The 21,000-nt window shown below is 41.2% G+C and carries 15 protein-coding genes; 14 read left to right on the top strand and 1 reads right to left on the bottom strand.

The features are described 5' to 3' along the window. Positions 1–4 precede the first annotated feature (4 nt). The 14 genes from mraY to ligA all read left to right on the top strand — a co-directional run bounded on the left by mraY (position 5) and on the right by ligA (position 18,548). The gene (gene mraY / locus ACFIKQ_RS06700) at positions 5–1,075 is read left to right on the top strand and encodes a phospho-N-acetylmuramoyl-pentapeptide-transferase (RefSeq protein ID WP_375656168.1); all 1,071 of its coding nucleotides are present in this window, start codon (positions 5–7) and stop codon (positions 1,073–1,075) included. A gap of 4 nt (positions 1,076–1,079) precedes the next feature. Next, positions 1,080–2,474: a UDP-N-acetylmuramoyl-L-alanine--D-glutamate ligase gene (murD, locus tag ACFIKQ_RS06695; RefSeq protein ID WP_375656167.1), complete on the top strand. Its 1,395-nt coding sequence runs from the start codon at positions 1,080–1,082 to the stop codon at positions 2,472–2,474. 143 nt (positions 2,475–2,617) lie between these two features. After that, entirely contained in the window at positions 2,618–3,772 is a 1,155-nt protein-coding gene (locus ACFIKQ_RS06690) for an FtsW/RodA/SpoVE family cell cycle protein (protein ID WP_375636160.1), read from the top strand. Next, positions 3,765–4,901: a UDP-N-acetylglucosamine--N-acetylmuramyl-(pentapeptide) pyrophosphoryl-undecaprenol N-acetylglucosamine transferase gene (locus tag ACFIKQ_RS06685; protein WP_375636161.1), complete on the top strand. Its 1,137-nt coding sequence runs from the start codon at positions 3,765–3,767 to the stop codon at positions 4,899–4,901. The genes ACFIKQ_RS06690 and ACFIKQ_RS06685 overlap by 8 nt, the downstream gene beginning before the upstream one ends. After that, on the top strand, positions 4,885–6,312 hold the full coding sequence (murC, locus tag ACFIKQ_RS06680; protein WP_015856640.1) for a UDP-N-acetylmuramate--L-alanine ligase: 1,428 nt from the start codon (positions 4,885–4,887) through the stop codon (positions 6,310–6,312). Before ACFIKQ_RS06685 ends, murC begins: the two co-directional genes overlap by 17 nt. Beyond that, positions 6,290–7,267: a UDP-N-acetylmuramate dehydrogenase gene (gene murB / locus ACFIKQ_RS06675; protein WP_375647238.1), complete on the top strand. Its 978-nt coding sequence runs from the start codon at positions 6,290–6,292 to the stop codon at positions 7,265–7,267. Before murC ends, murB begins: the two co-directional genes overlap by 23 nt. A 238-nt stretch (positions 7,268–7,505) precedes the next feature. Next, on the top strand, positions 7,506–8,426 hold the full coding sequence (locus tag ACFIKQ_RS06670; RefSeq protein WP_375644782.1) for a D-alanine--D-alanine ligase: 921 nt from the start codon (positions 7,506–7,508) through the stop codon (positions 8,424–8,426). Continuing rightward, positions 8,414–9,325: a cell division protein FtsQ/DivIB gene (locus ACFIKQ_RS06665; RefSeq protein ID WP_375644781.1), complete on the top strand. Its 912-nt coding sequence runs from the start codon at positions 8,414–8,416 to the stop codon at positions 9,323–9,325. The genes ACFIKQ_RS06670 and ACFIKQ_RS06665 overlap by 13 nt, the downstream gene beginning before the upstream one ends. Continuing rightward, the gene (gene ftsA / locus ACFIKQ_RS06660) at positions 9,322–10,623 is read left to right on the top strand and encodes a cell division protein FtsA (RefSeq protein WP_375636166.1); all 1,302 of its coding nucleotides are present in this window, start codon (positions 9,322–9,324) and stop codon (positions 10,621–10,623) included. The genes ACFIKQ_RS06665 and ftsA overlap by 4 nt, the downstream gene beginning before the upstream one ends. A 63-nt stretch (positions 10,624–10,686) precedes the next feature. Next, positions 10,687–12,459, top strand: coding sequence for a cell division protein FtsZ (gene ftsZ / locus ACFIKQ_RS06655; RefSeq protein WP_375636167.1), 1,773 nt, complete (start codon positions 10,687–10,689; stop codon positions 12,457–12,459). Between the two features lie 211 nt (positions 12,460–12,670). After that, positions 12,671–13,555: a UDP-3-O-acyl-N-acetylglucosamine deacetylase gene (gene lpxC, locus ACFIKQ_RS06650; protein ID WP_375636168.1), complete on the top strand. Its 885-nt coding sequence runs from the start codon at positions 12,671–12,673 to the stop codon at positions 13,553–13,555. 158 nt (positions 13,556–13,713) lie between these two features. Continuing rightward, on the top strand, positions 13,714–14,607 hold the full coding sequence (locus ACFIKQ_RS06645) for an outer membrane protein assembly factor BamD (RefSeq protein WP_015856633.1): 894 nt from the start codon (positions 13,714–13,716) through the stop codon (positions 14,605–14,607). Between the two features lie 6 nt (positions 14,608–14,613). Beyond that, positions 14,614–16,275 (top strand): DNA repair protein RecN, encoded by a 1,662-nt coding sequence (gene recN / locus ACFIKQ_RS06640; RefSeq protein WP_375636169.1) that lies wholly within the window; start codon positions 14,614–14,616, stop codon positions 16,273–16,275. Between the two features lie 113 nt (positions 16,276–16,388). Further along, on the top strand, positions 16,389–18,548 hold the full coding sequence (gene ligA, locus ACFIKQ_RS06635) for an NAD-dependent DNA ligase LigA (RefSeq protein ID WP_375636170.1): 2,160 nt from the start codon (positions 16,389–16,391) through the stop codon (positions 18,546–18,548). Positions 18,549–19,152: 604 nt separating this feature from the next. Here ligA and ACFIKQ_RS06630 read toward each other — a convergent pair. Then, complete coding sequence (locus ACFIKQ_RS06630; RefSeq protein ID WP_375656166.1) at positions 19,153–20,979, bottom strand: aminopeptidase P family protein; 1,827 nt, start codon at positions 20,977–20,979, stop codon at positions 19,153–19,155. Positions 20,980–21,000: the final 21 nt, after the last annotated feature.

The raw sequence follows: 21,000 nt of genomic DNA, 5'->3' as shown, positions 1-21,000 counted from the left end.
TACCATGATGCTGTTTTTTTCTTCGTTTAGTGATTGGCTTCCAGGTGTGAATGTATTTCGTTATATTACTTTTCGCACGATAGCGGCTATGCTTACTTCGGGGCTCATCGTCTTTTTGTTTGGACCTAGCATCATTGCTTCTCTTAAATTGCGGCAGGGTAAGGGGCAACCGATTCGTGCGGATGGTCCTCAAACACATTTTAAAAAGGCTGGAACACCTACAATGGGTGGATTGATGATTTTAACCGGCATTGTGGTATCGGCATTTTTGTGGTGTAATTTATCGAATATTTATTTTTGGGTATCGCTATTGGTTATGCTTTCTTTTGGGGTAATTGGATTTTATGACGATTATCTTAAGGTCACAAAACAAACAGACAAAGGATTTTCTGGGAAAGCACGGTTAAGTTTGGAGTTTTGTGTTGCCGCAATTGCTGCTTTTGTCATCCTACAAATTGGCTCATCTGGATTCGCTTTGCCTTTTTTAAAAGATTATCTTATCAATTTGGGCTGGTTTTTTATTCCTTTTTCTGCTTTTGTTATTGTCGCGACGGGTAATGCGGTTAATTTGACGGATGGACTTGATGGCCTTGCTATTGTTCCTGTGATGGTTGCAGCCTTATCTTTTGCTCTGATTGCTTATCTTTCTGGTAATATGAATTTTGCTGATTATCTCCAAATCCATTATGTATCGGGAGCAGGTGAATTGGCTGTTTTATTGGGAGCTGTTGTTGGGGCAGGGCTTGGTTTTTTATGGTTTAATGCACCACCTGCAGCTATTTTTATGGGAGATACTGGTTCGTTGGCTCTTGGAGGATTATTGGGGACTGTTGCGGTCGCTACGAAGCACGAAATTGTTTTGGCTCTTATTGGTGGGCTTTTTGTTGTGGAAGCTTTTTCGGTCGTTATTCAGGTTGGTTATTTCAAATTAACAAGAAAACGAGTGTTTCTTATGGCACCGATACATCATCATTTTGAGAAAAAAGGCTGGACTGAAAGCCAAGTCGTGATACGCTTTTGGATTATTTCAATTGTTCTTGCTCTTATTGGTCTTTCAACACTTAAATTGCGGTGAGATTTTGATTTCTGTTGTGTGTTATAAAGGACAAAAAGTTGCTTTATTTGGATTAGGAAAGTCTGGACTAGCAACGGCACAAGCATTGATGCGTGGCGGTGCAGAAGTGGTGGCGTGGGATGATAGTCCTTCAAGCGTGCAAATGGCTTTTCGGCACAATATTCCAACGCGAGATCTCCGTTACGAAGATTGGTCAGAATTTGTTGCATTGATTGTAGCTCCTGGAGTTCCTTTAAATTATCCTCAACCTCATTGGGTTGTTGAAAAAGCACGAAAAAAAAATATAGAAATTATCGGTGATATTGAATTATTTGTTCGTGCGCGCCATCATTTTTTACAGCATTATGGTTTTTGTGACCAAGATGTTCCTTTCATTGCGATTACGGGGACGAATGGGAAGTCAACCACAACGGCTTTACTTGCGCATTTGTTGGAAAAAATGGGTTATGATGTGCAGATGGGGGGAAATATCGGAAAGGCAATATTGACGCTTAAGCCATTTGTTAAAAAACGTATCTATGTGATTGAATGTTCATCATTTCAAATTGATCTTACACCCTCTCTTCAGCCGACCATTGGACTTTTATTGAATTTAACACCTGATCATATTGATCGACATGGGAGTTTTGCCTGTTATGTGCAAACCAAAAGGCATCTGATTGCTCAGGCTTCACAGGCTTTTATTTCAGTTGATGATGCAGCTTGTAGGGTTTTATATCAACAGTTGCTTCATGAGGGAAAAAAAATTTGGGCAATTTCCAAGGATCATTTTGTTGAAAATGGTTTTTATGCAGATGGGACTAAGCTCTTTTCTGTTTATCAAGGACAGCGTCATATGCTTGCAGATCTGACGTCTATGACTGCTTTGCGCGGACGTCATAATGCGCAAAATGCCCTTATGGCATTAGCAACGTTGCAGGCTTTAAAAATAACCGATCCTTCTATGAACAAGCATTTAGCAAGTTATAAAGGGCTGGATCATCGTATGCAGCAGGTGCGTAAAATGGGGGCGGTTTTGTTTATCAATGACAGCAAGGCGACTAATGCAGATGCAACAGCTCCTGCGCTTTCCACCTTTAATGATATTTTTTGGATTGTTGGGGGACAGGCAAAAAAGGGAGGAATAGAGTCTCTTAGAAAATTTTTTCCTAAAATTCGTAAAGCCTATTTGATTGGGAGCGCGGCGGAAGAATTTGCTCGCACTATTGGATCTGCTTTTCCCTTTTCTATGAGCTTAACTTTGAAAAATGCGGTGCGTGAAGCAGCTGTTGATGCAATGGGTTGTAAGGAAAAAGAGGTGACGGTTCTTTTGTCACCTGCTTGTGCAAGTTATGACCAATTTAAAAATTATGAAATGCGAGGCGAAGAATTTGTCTCTTTTGTGATGCAGTTACAATAAAAAAATCATCAGTTATAAAAAAATATTTTGCGTTAAGACTCCAGAATCTTTTTTTGTGTAATTTAGTTTTTAAAGTGTTTGTTAAATAGGCTGGGGAACCATATCACTTTAAGATAATTTATAAAATGGATAAGGTGGATACCATGGTTACGCGTGCAGATAGAGATCCAATTGCTAATTGGTGGTGGACGATTGATCGCTCTATCTTTGCAGCTTGTTTAATTTTAATGGGAATTGGCATTATGCTGTCTTTTGCTGCCAGCCCTATTATTGCAAAAAAAATCGGAATTGCTGATAGTTTTTATTTTGTTCGGTGGCATATCATTTTTAGCATTTCAGCATTTTTTACGATGGTTACCATTTCCTTTTTTTCGCTTTCTAATATTCGTCGTTTATGTGCTCTTTTGCTCATTGTAACGCTTGCTCTTATGGTTGCAACCTTATTTTGGGGTCCAGAATTAAAGGGAGCACGGAGGTGGATTCTACTATTTGGTTTTTCTGTACAGGCTTCAGAGTTTATGAAGCCAGCTTTTGTGGTTATGTCTGCTTGGCTTTTTTCAGAACAGATACGCAGGAGGGGAATTCTGGGTTATACGTTAGCGATTCTACTTTATGCCATTTGTTGTGTGCTTCTGGTTTTGCAGCCTGATATTGGACAAACAGTTTTAATAAGTGCAACATGGGGGGGGCTGTTTTTTATTGCTGGTGTACCTCTTACCATTATTTTTCTCTTTCTCATTTTAGGCGTTGTAGGAATTATTTTAGCTTATCTTTTTCTGCATCATGTACGCGAGCGTATCAATGGTTTTTTGACAGGTGAAGGGGATACGTTTCAAGTGGATGTAGGACGTGAGGCTATTTTGAATGGTGGTTGGTTTGGGCAAGGTCCTGGGGAGGGAACAGTAAAACGTATCATTCCTGATAGCCATACAGATTTTGTATTTTCCGTTGCTGCTGAAGAGTATGGTATTATTCTTTGTTTATTAATTATGATGCTTTTTGGCTTTATCGTTATGCGTTCATTGTATATAGCCATGAATACACGTGATTCCTTTATACGTCTTGGTATTACTGGCATAGCAATGATGATTGGCTTTCAATCAGCTATTAATATGGCCGTTAATCTTCACTTAATTCCTCCAAAAGGCATGACATTGCCTTTTATTTCTTATGGTGGTTCTTCGATGGTGGCGATTGCGTTTTCAATGGGCATTTTGCTCAGTTTAACACGTCGTTGGCCAGAAGCACGCCTTTCAGCTTTTTCTTCCTCTTCTATCTTGGATACCCCTTATGAATGATAAAAAAGTTATTGTTTTGGTGGCTGGTGGTACAGGTGGACATCTTTTTCCTGCTGAAGCCCTTTCTGTTGAATTAAGGCAGCGTGGATATGATGTTCATTTAATAACAGATGAAAGAGCACGACCTTTTGTTCGCTGCTTTGATGAAGAGCATATTCATATCGTTTCATCGGCAACATTTACACGACGCCATCCTTTTGCTCTGATAAAGACGTTTTGGTCTTTGCTAAGGGGGATGGGGCAATCGTTGGCGTTGTTTTATAAATTACGTCCTGTTCTTGTTGGAGGATTTGGAGGGTATCCGAGCTTTCCTCCTCTTTTTATTGCGGCCTTAACGAGGCGTGTAACATTTATTCATGAACAAAATGCTGTTATGGGGCGTGCCAATCGGGTGTTGGCAATTTTTGTGCGTGCAATCGCTGGTGGTTTGTTGTCGCCAAATGGCGCTTATGCTCATAAAATACTTTTGACGGGGAATCCTGTTCGTGAGGCTGTGTTGAAGGCGGCCAAAATTCCTTATCATCCCTCAACTGGTGAAGAGCCATTTCATTTTTTGATTTTTGGAGGTAGCCAAGGGGCTTCTGCTTTTTCACATATTGTTCCAGAAGCTATTGCTTTATTCGATGATAAGAACCGTAAACGTTTACGAATTGTGCAGCAAGTTCGAGGTGAAGCAGAAGGGTTGATCAAAATCTATCGTGATATGGGCGTACAAGCAGAGGTAGCTCCTTTTTTTGATGATATGGCTGAACGTATGGCACATGCCCATTTTATTTTGTCGCGCGCTGGGGCTTCATCTGTTTGTGAGATAGCGGTGATTGGTAGACCTGCTTTGCTTGTTCCCTATCCCCATGCTTTAGATCATGATCAGGCTGCCAATGCAGCTCTGCTTGCTCGTGTAGGTGGTGCGCAAATTGTATCAGAAAAAGATTTAAATGCACAAAAGCTTTTTTCTCTTTTAATGCACGCTTGTTGTGCGCCCCATTTATTAGAAAAACAAGCGCTTTCTGCAAAAAAAGTTGGGCAACCTCATGCAACCCGTTGTCTTGCTGATATGGCTGAATCCTTAATTTCAGGGCGATTGTTGTCAGATATAAAAGAGGAGCTTTTTAATGAAAATGCCACTTGATATAGGCGTTATCCATTTTATCGGAATCGGGGGGATCGGTATGAGTGGAATTGCGGAGGTTTTTTATAATCTTGGCTATAAAGTTCAAGGGTCAGATCAAGTTGAGAGTGCGAATGTTGAACGTTTGCGGAGAAAAGGAATTAACGTTCATATAGGTCATTGTGCTGAAAATTTAGGGAATGCAGAGGTTGTTGTTTTTTCTACTGCCGTTAAAAAAACAAATCCTGAGTATATTGCTGCAAAGGAAAGACATTTACCGCTTGTCAGACGTGCAGAAATGCTAGCGGAGCTGATGCGGTTTCGGCGTGCAATTGCGGTGGGTGGTACACATGGTAAAACAACGACCACATCAATGGTCGCAGCTCTCCTTGATGCTGGTCATTTTGATCCAGTGGTGATTAATGGCGGTATTATTAATGCTTATGGTACGAATTCTCGTACAGGAGATGGCGATTGGATGATTGTTGAAGCTGATGAAAGTGATGGTACATTTTTAAAGCTGCCTGCTGATATTGCTGTTATTACTAATATTGACGCTGAGCATTTAGATCATTATGGAAGTTTTGATGCTGTGCGTGAGGCTTTTCGGCAATTCGTAGAAAATGTTCCTTTTTATGGTTTTGCTGTTTTGTGCCTTGATCATCCAGAGGTTCAGTCATTGGCGGGCCGTATTGATGATCGTTGGGTGATCACTTATGGTGCAAATCCACAAGCGGATGTTCGTTTTCTTAATCTTTCGATGGATGGTCAAAAAACGCATTTTGATGTTCTTGTTCGCTCACGCAAAACAGGAAGAAAAATTGAGTTGAAAAATTTGCTTTTGCCCATGGCAGGACAGCATAATGTTGCTAATGCAACGGCGGCGATTGCTATTGCGCATGAACTAGGCATTTCAAATGAAGCTATAAAAAGGGGCTTAGCAGAATTTGGCGGAGTAAAACGGCGTTTTACGCGAACAGGAAGTTGGCGGGGTATTGAAATATTTGATGATTATGGACATCATCCTGTTGAAATAAAGGCTGTTTTGCGTGCAGCACGTGAGAGTGCAAAAGGGCGTGTTATTGCGATTGCACAACCCCATCGGTATTCACGTTTGTATCATTTATTTGATGATTTTTCTGCTTGTTTTAATGATGCAGATACAGTGTTGATTACGCCCGTTTATGCGGCTGGTGAAGAGCCTATTGTAGGATTTGGTTCTCAAGAATTGGTAGAGCATATTAAAATGGCGGGTCATCGTGATGTGCGCTTGATACATAGTCTGGAAGATGTTGTGTCTTTTGTCTCAAAATTTGCTCAGGCAGAGGATTATGTTGTTTTTCTTGGTGCTGGCAATATCACACAATGGGCTTGTGCGTTGCCTCATCAATTAGCGGTATTGGATGGTCATGGTAAATTTTCAGCACATTGATGGTGAGGCGCTATTGGCGCAATTGCAACCGCTGTTGGGTGGCGTGAGAGGCAAACTTACACCTAATGTTGAAATGCGTAAGGTAACGTGGTTTCGCACGGGTGGGTTGGCAGAGCTTTTTTATCAGCCTGTTGATGAACAAGATTTGGCTTTCTTTCTTCAAAATTTGCCTGAATTTGTTCCTGTAACAATTGTCGGTATCGGTTCTAATCTTCTGGTGCGTGATGGGGGCGTTCCTGGTGTTGTGATTCGTCTTTCGCCAAAAAACTTTGGGCAAGTGCAGCAAGTTTCTCCAAAAGGCTTTTTAGTTGGTGCTGGTACGGCGGATAAACATTTAGCTGTTGCCGCTTTAAAGGCAGGAATTGCAGGTTTTCATTTTTATCATGGTATTCCTGGTGCTCTTGGAGGAGCTCTCAAAATGAACGCGGGTGCGAATGGTATTGAAACCGCAGCGCGTGTTGTTGAGGTCTATGCGCTGGATCGTAAAGGGCAACGTCATATCTTGAGTTTGAAAGATATGCATTATTCCTATCGCCATTGTGATATTCCTAAAGATTTTATTTTTACAGCTGCTTTATTGGAAGGAAAACTTGGTAATAAAGATGATATTCGTGCTGCTATGGATGAAGTTTCCCTCCACAGAGAAACAGTACAACCCATTCGTGAAAAGACAGGAGGATCAACGTTCAAAAATCCTGAGAATGGATCTGCGTGGCGCGTGATTGATGAAGCAGGGTGTCGTGGTTTACGGATTGGTGGCGCTCAAATGAGTGAAATGCACTGTAACTTTATGATTAATACAGGGCAAGCAACAGGATATGATCTTGAAGCATTGGGAGAAACAGTGCGTGCGCGTGTTTTTGCAAATTCAGCCCACCTTTTACAGTGGGAAATAGAGCGTATCGGTCAATTTGAGCGTGGTCGAAGTGTTTCTCCTTTTGATCCATTTCATTGATTTATTGTTCACTAAAAAAGTGCAAATAAAAAATTGAGTCATTTCAAAGAGATAATAAAAAATTTCTATTAAGAATCAATAAATTAACAAAGAATCTCTTGCATCAGGCTTTTGAGTCTGATTCATTATGCAAAATGCTAGGTTATTGATTCGCAAGGATAAACCTTGTTTTTTCTGTATGTGGTGCTGATGTATTTTATATAGACTACATATAGTATGCGAAAGAGGGTGATTTATTATGAGAGATAAACATATAGCTGTGTTAATGGGAGGTTTTTCTTCTGAACGGTCTGTAAGTTTATCTTCAGGGGCGGCTTGTGCTGATGTTCTAGAGCTGCAGGGGTATCGCGTGAGCCGCGTGGATGTTGACGCTCATATTGCTTCTGTTCTTGAACAGTTGCAGCCTGATATTGCCTTCAATGCATTGCATGGTCCATTTGGTGAAGATGGCCGGATCCAGGGGATTCTTGAATATTTAAAAATTCCTTACACCCATTCTGGTGTGATGGCATCCGCTTTGGCAATGGATAAGGGACGTGCAAAAATTATCGTTGCAAATGTTGGGGTTTGTGTTGCTCCTTCTCGTATCATGAGCCGCTTTGCTTTGGGACAAACGCATCCCATGGAGCCTCCTTATGTAATTAAACCTGTGTGTGAAGGATCAAGTTTTGGTGTTGTCATTGTCCAGGAAAATGAAGCAGCACCGCCGCATAATATTGGGGGAGCTGAGTGGGGGTATGCCGATGAGGTGATGATTGAAAAATATATTCCTGGTCGTGAATTGACTTGTGCTGTTTTGGGGAATGAAGTGCTGGATGTGTGTGAAATTCTTCCCAATAAACACTTTCCATTCTACGATTATGACTCGAAATATAAAACGGGTGGTTCTCTTCACATTTGTCCTGCACAACTTTCACTAAATATTTACCAAAGTGTGCAAAGAATGTCTTTAGCAGCCCATCAGGCGATAGGGTGTCGAGGTGTTAGCCGTTCTGATTTTCGTTTTGATGAGAAAACGGGAGAATTGGTTTGGCTTGAAATTAATACGCAACCCGGTATGACATCGACGTCTCTTCTTCCTGATATTGCAAAAGCGAGCGGCCGTACTTACGGCGATATTGTTCAATGGATGGTGGAGGACGCATCATGTATGCGTTGAATGTTAATAAAACAAATGTTCCGATGGAGGTGCTTTCAGTGCCGGCTTTGCCACGTCTTTATCGTCGTTTCCTCCGGTTTATGTTTGAGTTTGTTTTTGTCAATATTCATATTCCACGCCATTTCGGTTCTTTTGCGGTGGTATGGTTTTTCTTTGTTACGGCTTTTTATGGACTTTCATCAAGTGGTCAGATGGCTGTGATCGTAAACACGATCATATTAGATAGTAGTTTTGTGGTCACTCATGTCGATATAAGCGGCAATAAGCGCTTGACAAAGCAGGATATTTTTAAAATTTTAAAACTTGATGTTGCACCTTCTATATTCACTTTTGATGTTGAAAGAGCACGTTCTCTTTTGGAAAAACAGGCTTGGGTGCAATCGGCTAATGTTCAGAAAATTTATCCTAATAGAATGCGCATTTCCATCGTGGAGCGTGAACCCTATGCTATTTGGCAACATGATAGCATAGTGGATATTGTTGATAATACAGGTCGTGTCATTGTGCCCTTTAAAGGGGAAATTGTTCGGGATTTACCTCTTGTGGTTGGGCAGGGTGCGCAAAATGCTGCTAAAGTGTTTATTCAAGCGCTGTCGGTCTATCCGGAAGTATATGATCGTATTCGTGCTTTCGTGCGGGTAGGTGATCGACGTTGGGATCTTGTTTTGGATAATGGAATGCGCGTTATGTTGCCTGAAAATGGTGCCCTTGAAAAGCTTTCTTCTCTTGTTTCGTCCGGTATAATGCAAGATCTTTTATCTCGCGATATTCGCAGTGTTGATTTACGTCTTGCTGATAGAATTACTGTTTCTTTATCAGATGAAACGTTGGAGCGTTATCATGCTACTGTGGAAGAAGAAGAACGTATTTTAAAGACACGAAAGGCAGGAAACCCATGATGTTGCTTAGATCACATCATCTGGGAGGGCGTAAAACACGTTTTTTAACGGTTCTTGATGTCGGTTCAAGTAAGATTGTTTGTCTTATTGCTTGTTTGCGTCCTTTAAAGCATGCGCACTATTTACATGGTCGTACACATTCTACGGAAATTCTAGGCTTTGGAGTGCAGCGTTCACGCGGTATTAAATCCGGTGTTGTCATGGATATGTTTGCAGCAGAACAATCAATAAGATTGGCTGTTGATGCGGCAGAAAAAATGGCTGGTTTGGTGGTGGATTCAGTGATTGTGAATTTTTCCTCAAGTCGATTACAAAGTGCTTTGATTAATGGAAAAGTTCATTTGAATGGTCGTGAAGTCACCAAGCGTGATATGCGTATGGCCTTTTCAGATGTTTCGCGTAAAGCTTTTGATGCTGAACGTCATGTTATGCACTCAGTTCCAGTTTCTTATGTATTGGATGGAGATAAAGGAATTTCTGATCCTGTCGGAATGGCAGGGGAAACATTTGGTGTTGACGTGCATGTGGTAACAGCTGAAACAGCTTCTTTGCGTAATTTAGAAACTTGTGTTAATCGTGCACATTTGAGTGTTGAAGCAATGGTTGCTACTCCCTTTGCAAGTGGTCTTTCTGTCTTGATGAATGATGAGGCGCATTTAGGGGCTGCATGTATTGATTTTGGTGGTGGAACAACAACATTTTCAGTGTTTTTTGAGGGAAAATTTATTCATGCGGATGCTCTTGCTGTTGGGGGTCATCATGTCACTCTTGATGTTGCGCGCGGATTTTCTATGTCTCTAACAGAGGCGGAACGTTTAAAAGTTGTTTATGGTTCAGCACTTTTAACAAGTACCGATGAGCGGCAAATGATTAATGTAGCAGAAATTGGGAGTGAACAGCGTGAAACTCAATATCCTCGCGCGGTTCTTGGGCGTATCATTCGTGCGCGTGTTGAAGAAATTTTAGAAATGGTCCGTGATTGTTTAAATCGTTCTGGTTTTGGTCACATCATTGGTAAACGTGTTATTTTGACTGGGGGAGCAAGCCAGTTAACAGGATTGCCAGAAATGGCACGTACTATATTAGGAAGAAATGTTCGTATCGGGCGGCCTTTAGGTATTTCGAGGCTTCCTTCTCTTGCAAAAGGGGCGGCGTTTACATCTGCTGTTGGGTTGTTAATTTATCCGCAATTGGTGGGTTTTGAAGAAAAAACAATGCAGGCGGCAGGAAATCATTTGTCGATGGGCACGCGTGGGTATTTTCAGCGTGTTGGTCAGTGGTTGCGTGAGAGTTTTTAGTTAAGTCTAGTTGGATAAATTTCATCGCTTTGGCTTGCGGTGTCTTATGAGAAGGAAAAGAAAATGACGATTAATCTGCATCGGCCAGATATCGCGGAATTGAAGCCACGCATTACCGTTTTTGGTGTTGGAGGTGGTGGCGGGAATGCCGTGAATAATATGATAAATGCTGGTCTTCAGGGAGTTGACTTTGTTGTTGCAAATACGGATGCACAGGCTTTGGCTATGTCAAAGGCTGAACGTGTTATCCAACTTGGGGCAGCTGTGACAGAAGGTTTGGGTGCTGGTGCTTTACCGGAAGTTGGACAAGCGGCGGCAGAGGAATGTATTGATGAAATTATCGATCATCTTGCAGACTCTCATATGGTTTTCATTACTGCTGGTATGGGGGGAGGAACTGGAACAGGGGCTGCTCCCGTTGTTGCTCGCGCAGCGCGTGAAAAAGGTATTTTGACTGTTGGTGTTGTGACAAAGCCGTTTCAGTTTGAAGGCGCACGTCGTATGAAAACGGCAGAGGCTGGTATTGAAGAATTACAAAAGTCTGTCGATACATTGATTGTTATTCCCAATCAAAATCTTTTCCGTATTGCAAATGATAAGACAACGTTTGCTGATGCTTTTGCTATGGCTGACCAAGTGCTTTATTCTGGTGTTGCTTCCATTACGGATTTGATGATTAAAGAGGGTTTGATTAATCTTGATTTTGCTGATGTTCGCTCTGTTATGCACGAAATGGGTCGAGCTATGATGGGAACGGGTGAGGCATCTGGTGATGGGCGTGCTTTGGCTGCGGCTGAAGCTGCTATTGCAAACCCATTGTTGGATGATACCTCTATGCGTGGGGCGCGTGGTTTATTGATTTCTATTACGGGTGGTCGTGATATGACTCTTTTTGAGGTTGATGAAGCTGCTAATCGTATTCGTGAAGAAGTGGATGCTGATGCGAATGTGATCTTTGGCGCTATTGATGATGAGTCATTGGAAGGCGTTATTCGTGTTTCTGTGGTTGCCACCGGTATTGATCGTGAAGTTAGTGATGTGGTTCAGTCCTCTCATCCTCAGCTTCAAAGGCCTGTTTCTTCAATGCGCAAGAGCGATCCTGGAACGCCACACAGTTCTTTTCATGTTCAGTCATCGCCATTGCGTTCTGAGTCAATGGTAGAAGTGATCGAATCACTTGAAATAGAGAAGGGTAAATCAACCGGAGAACAGTTCCGTCCCAAAAGTCAAATTTTTGCACATCCTACAGAAGCAATGACGACACGAAGTGCGACGAATGCTGTTACGTATGGTTCAAATGCTGTTCAGGAACAGAGATCAAATGTGCCCCGTATGCAAGTAAGTCGTGGTTCTCAACAGGCTATGACTGCTCCCGTGAGTATGGAGGCAACAGCGCATGTTCTTGATGAGATGACAGGGGTTGTGAAGCAAAAAGAAAAGCCAGTGCAACCAAAACAAATGCAACAAATGCAAGCGCGCGCTCCAATGCGTATGCCTGAGTTAAAGGATTTTCCTCCTGTTGCTCATGGACAAAGTCAAAGGACATCTGTGACTGATCAAGGTCCTCGTAATCTTTGGCAGCGTTTGAAACAGAGCTTGACGCATCGTGAAGAAGCAGAGCCAGAAGCGAGGCTGGAGCCTGCTGTTAGATCGTCTCAGCAGCAAGAGTCTCATGTTTACAATAAAAATTCTCAGGCGCTTTCTCAAGATGCTTCTGTTTATGTTCCACGTCGTTCTGGTGAGCTGCACCCTCAGGTACCACAAGATCAGCGTACTTTTATAAGTGAAGAAGATCAGTTGGAAATACCAGCATTTTTACGTCGTCAAGCAAATTAATTGATGAAAAATGAGGCAAAGTAAGCAATTTTATTACCTCTTTTATGATCAGTCAAAAATTATACAGTAAAATATATTGCTGTTTTTTGGATAAAATACTTTTTTTAAAAAAACCGCTTATACTAAGCGGTTTTTTTATTATTTACTATGAATATTTTTTATGATTTTATAAATTTTGTTAAAAGATGTAAAAGCAATTCAATAAAATAATATGATGAACTTGGTGCCAAAATATCAGTCTACTCTTAAAAAAGCAGTAACATTTAAGGGGATTGGCGTTCACAGTGGCTGTTTGTCAGTGGTGAAGGTTTGTCCAGCGGATGTTGGGTGTGGTATTATTTTTAAGCGTTGTGGATTAGACGGAACAGAGAAAATATTTCAAGCCCATGCATCGCAAACAGGAGCAACTGAATTATCAACGGTACTTGGAGATGGAGATGTAAGGGTTGAAACAATTGAACATTTGATGGCAGCAATTGTTGCTTATAATTTGGATAATCTTGTTATTGAAATGTCACATAATGAGATTCCTATTTTGGATGGTTCAGCGTGGCTATATTGCCAAGCTTTTGAAGATGTTGGCATTGTACAGCAAAATGCGTTACGTTCTTATTTCATTATAAAAAAGCCGTTGCGGGTTGAAGAGGCTCATGGTGTTGCAGAGCTTTTGCCATTCGATGGACGTCGTTTTGATATAACGATCTCTTTTCCTTCTTCTGCTATTGGTAAGCAACATTTCAGTTTTGATCTTACCACACGAGGGTTTAGAGATGATTTGTCACGTGCGCGCACTTTTGGTTTTCTCAAAGACGTGGAAAAATTAAGGCTTTCTGGAAAGGCGAGAGGCGCTTCTTTGGAAAATTCTCTTGTTATCGACCTTAATGATAAAATTTTAAATCCCGATGGTCCTTATTGGGAGAATGAATGTGTTCGGCACAAGATGCTTGATGCGATTGGTGATACTGCTTTGCTTGGGGCGCCTTTTATTGGATTATTTCGTTCTTATTGTAGTGGACATAGAATTAATGCGCAATTGGTGAAGGCTGTTTTGGCAGACGAATCACATTACGAAAAAAGCTTTTTAGAGAAAGAGTAAAAAAATTGACAAGATTTTTTTATCGTTTATTTGATTTTTAAGGGGATGATTGACCTAAACTGCTAAATTGGTTATGTGGATTTTAAAGTGATATGGTATAAGACCTTTGATAACTTGTTTTTGCTACAAGGTGATATTCTGTGGAGGCCGGAAAAACTATGAAAAAATCTCATGTGTGCATTGGAAATATGACATATAGAAAATTTAACATTGTACGCAAGATATTGGGGGTGGTGCTTTTGGGAAGCACCTGTATGTTGGCGGGATGCCTCTTTAAAGAGAAAAATACCCTTGATCCATCTGCTTATGTTTTGAAAATAGAGCCACCAGATGTTTTATATAATCAGGCGCTTGCTAGCCTTGAGAGTGGGAAGCTTGGGGATGCATCGAAGAAGTTTTTGAAGATTGAAAAGCAGTATGCTTATACAGACTGGGGGCGTAAATCTTTGGTCATGGGTGCTTTTACTAATTACCGACTCGGAAAGTATGATGATTCAATTAGTATGGCTCAACGCTATATTACTCTTTATCCAGGGTCGACTGACTCGGCTTATGCGTACTATATTATTGGTCTTTCTTCTTTCCGTCGGATTCCTGATGTTACGCGTGATCAACGTGATACGAAACGTGCTATTGCTGCTATGCAGCTCCTTATAGAGCGTTATCCTAATTCTGAATATGTCAAGGATGCTAAGGATAAAATACGTTTTGGGCGCGAACAGCTGGCTGGCAAAGAAATGCAGATTGGTCGTTATTATGAAGAGGGGCGGCGCTATCTTGCGGCAAGTAGACGGTTTCGTACCGTGGTTGAAGAGTATTCCGATACAAATCAAATTGAAGAAGCGCTTTTCCGCTTGACGGAAGTTAATCTTGCTCTTGGCTTAACGGCGGAAGCGCAGACGGCAGCAGCTATTTTAGGACGTAACTATCCCAAAAGTGAGTGGTATAAATTTTCTTATAATCTCTTGCAGAAGAATAAAATATCGCCACGCGAGCATAAATCTTCTTGGATCTCAAATGCTTTAGGTGGTGATAAGAAGAGGGTACGTTGATTCTCTATGCTGGTACAGCTTTCGATTCATAATATTGTTTTGATCGAAACGCTCGATATTCATTTTACGGCGGGGTTGACGGTTTTAACTGGAGAAACAGGTGCGGGGAAGTCTATTCTCCTTGATGCTTTATCACTTGCTCTAGGGGGGCGGGGTGATGCTTCGCTTGTGCGTCATGGTGCTGAGCGCGGGCAGGTCACAGCTGTTTTTGATGTGTCTGTTTCACATCCTGCACGTCAACTTATTCGTGAGAATGGTCTTGATGATGAGGGTGATATTATTTTACGACGTGTGCAATCAAGTGATGGACGCAGCCGTGTTTTTATCAATGATCAGGTGTCTAGTGTTGCATTGATGCGGAGTGTTGGCCGTTTGCTGGTTGAAATCCATGGACAACATGATGATCGTGCGCTTGTTGATGTTGCTACACATCGCCAATTATTAGATGCCTTTGGTGGTCTTGAGGATGAAGTGGAAAATTTGCGTCAGTGTTATTACACATGGCGTGAATTTGAGGAGCGTTTGCAACGGCAGCGTCTTAAAGTAGAGAGTGCTGTACGTGAGGTTGATTATCTTCGTGCGTGTGTAGAAGAGCTTGAAAAGCTTGATTTTAAAGTTGGTGAAGAGGATACTCTTTCTCTTCGTCGTGCCGATATGCTTAAATTAGAAAAAATAGCGACGGATATTAAAGAAGCGGATGATCTTTTAACGGGTCAAAAATCACCAATCCCAGTGCTTTCCAATTTGGTGAGGCGTTTGGAGCGGAAAATTCCTGAAGCACAAGAGCTTATTGCACCAGTGGTGAAATCTATTGATGAGGCATTGCATGCACTTGCAACAGCGCAAGAAGGTATTGAGACGGCAATACGAGCATTAGATTTTGAACCTGATGAATTGGAACGGATAGAAGAGCGTCTTTTTTCTCTTCGGGGTTTTGCTCGTAAATATCAAGTTTCTGCGGATGAATTGGTTCAGTTACACGATAAGATGGATGCTGAATTAGCTGATTTTGAAGAGGCTCAGACTATATTGACACGTTTTGAAGATGAAGCAAAACAAGCACAAAAAAATTACGATACGTTAGCACAAGCGTTGTCAATAAAACGTCAAGAGATTGCAAAGCACTTGTCTGAAAGCGTGATGACTGAGTTACCGGCATTGAAATTAGAGAGGGCTGAATTTATTGTTGAAATGCAAAGTGATATCGAAAAGCGGAGTGCAGAGGGATGTGATCGTATTGAATATTGGGTGCGAACAAATCCTGGAACACGTGCTGGACCAATGCTTAGTGTGGCTTCTGGCGGTGAATTGTCTCGTTTTTTGTTGGCATTAAAAGTTGTTTTATCTGATCGAGGATCAGCACCGACGCTGATCTTTGATGAAATTGATACAGGCGTTGGGGGTGCTGTTGCAGCTGCTATTGGGCAACGGTTGCAACGCTTATCAGAACATGTTCAGGTTTTCGCTATTACGCATGCTCCACAGGTTGCATCGAAAGCGCATGGTCATTTTCTTATTTCAAAAATTGAGAGTCATGATAAAGGACGCTTTGTTACTGCTATTCATAAAATGGAAGAGCATGAGCGTGCAGAAGAAATTGCTCGTATGTTGGCAGGAGAACAGATTACTGAAGAAGCGCGTGCAGCGGCTCAAAAGCTTCTAGCATGAAGGTAATTAGTCAGCGATAAAAATACTGGAAAGCTTGTATTTATTGAGATTCACTTTATGAGGAGGCGCGGAGATCATCCTTGTGGCAGTGCTCGTAACTTGGAATAGATTTTATGAACAAAGATGCAGATAAAAATCTCACAGCTGTTGAAGCAGAAAGTGAATTAGAGTGGTTGGCAAAAGAGATTGCACGTCATGATGTGCTTTATAATCGTGATGATCAGCCTGAAATTTCCGATGCAGAATATGATGCTTTGCGCCGCCGTAATGCAGAAATTGAAGCTCTTTTTCCAGAGCTTATTCGTGTTGATTCTCCTTCACATAAAATTGGGGCACCAATTTCTGAAAAGTTTGAAAAATCTGTTCATGCACAGCCAATGCTTTCACTGGATAATGCGTTTAGCTCTGAAGATGTTACTGAATTTGTTGAGCGTATTCGTCGTTTTTTACGGCTTCCAGAAACACAGGTGTTGGAAATAACAGCGGAGCCAAAAATTGATGGTTTATCTTTGTCTTTACGCTATGAAAAGGGGCGGCTTGTGGGGGCGGCAACGCGTGGGGATGGAACTGTCGGTGAAAATGTGACGGCAAATGCCCGAACCATTGCTGATATTCCACAAGTTTTGCAAGGTGATTTTCCTGATATAATTGAGGTGCGTGGTGAAGTTTATATGGGGCGGGAGGATTTCCAAGCACTTAATATCAGCCAACAAGAGAAGGGCAAGTTAACCTTTGCCAATCCTCGAAATGCGGCAGCTGGTTCACTCCGTCAGCTTGATTCACGGATAACCGCTAGCAGAAAGCTTCAATTTTTTGCTTATGCTTGTGGTGAGGTGAGTGAAATATTGGCAGAAAGTCAAATGGAGATGATGAAAAAGCTAAAAGAATATGGCTTTGTTATCAATCCATTAACAAAAGCCTTTAAGACGTTAGAAGAAATTATTTCTTATTATCACGATATCGAAGAATGCCGTCATTCTTTAAGCTATGATATTGATGGGATTGTTTATAAGGTTAATGATTTGATGCTCCAAAAGCGCTTGGGGTTTGTTTCTCGTTCGCCGCGTTGGGCAATCGCGCATAAATTTCCAGCAGAAAAAGCGATAGCGCTTTTGAAAGATATTGACATTCAAGTTGGTCGCACGGGAGCTTTGACACCTGTTGCACGTCTTACACCTATTACTGTTGGTGGAGTCGTGGTGACCAATGCTAGTTTGCATAATGAGGATTATATTAAGGGAATTGGTCATAAAGGAGAGCCTATTCGTGAAGGACGTGACATCCGTGTAGGCGATAGCGTGATTGTACAACGTGCTGGTGATGTGATCCCTCAAGTTATTGATGTTATTATTGAAAAACGCCCGAAAGATGCTTCTGTCTTTATTTTTCCTCATTTGTGTCCAGCTTGTGGGAGTCATGCTGTTCGTGAAGTGGGAGAAGCCGTGCGTCGCTGTACAGGGGGGCTTATTTGTCCTGCACAGGCGATTGAGCGTATTCGTCATTTTGTTGCGCGTAATGCTTTTGATATTGAGGGCTTGGGTAAAAAACAGGTAGAGTTTTTTTTCTATGCTCAAGATGAAGCGCTTTGTATTCATACACCAGCCGATATTTTTACTTTAGAACGTCGCCAAGAAAAATCTTTGATACGTTTAGAAAATATAGAAGGTTTTGGTACTGTTTCAGTTCGCAAATTGTATGATGCCATTAATGCACGTCGCGAAATTCCTTTAAGCCGTTTTTTGTTTGCATTGGGGATTCGTCATGTTGGAGAGGTGAATGCACGCCGCCTTGCGCGTACTTATAAAAATTATACAGCTTTTGAAACTGCGGCTATGGGAGCACTTATGCCATGTGATAAGGCAAATGAAAAAGGCAATGAAGCTTGGATGGAGCTTACCAATATCGAAGGAATTGGACCACAGGTAGGGAGCGCAATTGTTGATTTTTATCAAGAAGCGCATAATCGTGAGGTTTTGTCTGTTTTACTTGAAGAAGTAACACCTCTTGATGAAGAGCCTATCACGACAGCTTCTTCCCCAATAGCGGAGAAGACAATTGTTTTTACAGGAACTTTGGCGCATATGTCACGCGATGAAGCAAAAGCATTGGCAGAGCGATTAGGGGCCAAAACATCTGGTTCACTTTCTAAAAAAACAGATCTTCTTGTTGCAGGACCTGGAGCGGGCTCCAAATTGGCTAAAGCTGAAGAATTAGGTGTTGAGGTTATCGATGAAGAGACTTGGCTACAGTTGATTGAGGAACATGATGTTTAGAGGGCGTTTTCTAGAAGATGCGTATGCTGTTTGTATGGTTATCTCTCTTACATTTTGGGGGGCTGGAATCAAAAAGGGGATAATAGGGGTTGTTTTTTTTGCAAAAATAGAGCGCCATATATTTTGATATTTATTAAGTGATTAAAAAACGTTGAATTTAAATATTAAACTTAAACTCTTATGATTAAGAATATACAAGGTTATTATTAGTAAAAGATATACGGTATCACTGTGAATCAAGGTAAAAATTGTAACTAAATATGCAGAATTTTTGAATTTAAACAGTGTAATGAGCTGGTTATAATAGGCGTTTTAGAAATGAGACGCGGAGGATTACAAAATATAATGAAAATTTCTATACAGCAGAATAAGGCTATAACTCATGTGAAGATGGTAGAGGATAGTTGATAAGCATTATCTGTTATAAGTATATCCCGTTCTGTTTCAGTTTGGGAAGAGCTTTTATCCTATCGGTAAAAAAACTTGAAGTATTTTATAGAAGCATTTTTTGTGATTGCTGATGGTAAATATGCATTTCCCTCTTTAAAAGAGAAGGGTGTGGTGTTTTTATAAGAAGCGTTAGAAGATATTTGTGTTGCCTCATTTAAAGGGGTAGTGTTGCCTCTTTTGCCCATTTTTTATCTTCTTCATTTAAGTAAGGTGCATTCATCTGATAAACGCGCGCATGGTAATCATTGAGCCATTGCCGTTCTTCTTGTGTCAAAAGCTCTGGGAGAATGAGTTTTCGATCAATAGGGCAAAGTGTAAGCGTCTCAAACGAAAGCATTTCTATATCCCCGCCATCAATTTTTTGTGCTGGCTTTACAATTATCAAATTTTCAAGACGGATACCAAAAGCACCTTCGCGATAATATCCTGGTTCGTTTGAAAGAATCATACCGGAGATGAGTTCTTGGCATCCTTTGCGGGAAATATTTTGTGGTCCTTCATGAACAGAAAGATAAGACCCGACACCATGACCGGTGCCATGAGCATAATCAAAACCAGCCTTCCACAATGCAATGCGCGCTAGAATATCAATGTCTTGTCCGCGGGTTCCTTTTGGAAAGTAAGCAGTTGAAAGAGCAATCATACCTTTGAGGACAAGCGTGAAACAGCGTTTTTCTTCTTCTCCAATATTCCCAATTGCTACTGTACGTGTGATATCTGTCGTTCCATCACGATATTGTCCGCCTGAATCAACAAGATAAAGTTCACCCGCATTGAGTTGTTTATTTGTTTGTGTTGTTACACGATAATGAATAATGGCGCCATTTTCTCCTGCTGCTGAAATTGTATCAAAAGAAAGATCTTTAAGTTCTTCTCCCATTTCTTTTGCTGTATTTATGCGAAATTCTTCTAATTTTTGCGCAGCAGAAATTTCACTTATTGACCCTGGTATTTGTTTATCTAACCAGGAAAAAAAACGGGTTAGGGCAACACCATCGCGTAGATGCGCTTTGCGTGCGCCATTGAGTTCTGTGTCATTTTTAATGGCACGTGGTAGAGCGGCAGGATCGGTAAGTGTGATGAAAGAGCTATTTTTTTCTTCAATAACAGTTCGTAATTTTTCGCATGTTAGCTGTGGATCTAAGGCAAACACTGTCCCTTTTTGAACATACTCTTTGATCTTTGGAATAAGCTGTTCTGGTTCATATAATTTTGCATAACGTTCCAGATATTGTTTCTGTTCTACACCAAGTTTTTTGCTGTTAATGAATAAGGCTGGTGTTTCTTGGATGGGAATGAAAGCAAAACAAAGGGAAAAAGGTGTGTTGGAAACATCGTTGCCACGTATATTGAATGTCCATGCAATGGAGGAAGGGTCTGTAAAAATAAAAGCATTTGCATGAGTTTTCTGTATATCTTTGTAAATCAAAGCGAGTTTTTCATCCGTATTGCACCCAGCATATTTGAGAGGGTGAATTGATAGGGCAGCTTGTGGCAATGATGGCTGATCATGCCAAAGCAGATCAATGGGATTGGAGTGAATTGCTACAAGTTTTCCACCTGCTTTCATTTCTAATGCGTTTCTCAATGCATCGGTGGCAGTGATGGTGTGGAGCCATGGATCAAAGCCAATAGAAAGTTTTTGACCATTTTTTTCAAGCCATTGTGAGGGAGGGCAAGTTATGAGATTTTCATAATCAAAAATATTAGGATCAGTTTGTTGGCGAACTTGGAGCTTATATCGCCCGTCTGTAAATATGATGGCTTTGTTTTTTAAAATCAGTGCAATCCCAGCTGATCCAGTAAAGCCGGTTAGCCAGCTAAGGCGTTGAGCATGGGGAGGGACATACTCTCCTTGATGTTCATCGCACCGCGGAACAAGAAAACCATCGAGACCAAGGCGGTCAAACTCTTTACGAAGAGAGGCAATGCGTTCTAGAGCATGGGCTGGATTTGTTGTCGCCTCAAAAGATTGATACATAATGACGTCCTTTTCTTTTAC

The sequence above is a fragment of the Bartonella sp. MR63HLJHH genome, assembly GCF_042194155.1.
Classification (GTDB): domain Bacteria; phylum Pseudomonadota; class Alphaproteobacteria; order Rhizobiales; family Rhizobiaceae; genus Bartonella; species Bartonella grahamii.
The sequence above is the reverse complement of the archived record's forward strand: the minus strand, read 5'-3'. Positions and strand labels throughout refer to the sequence as shown.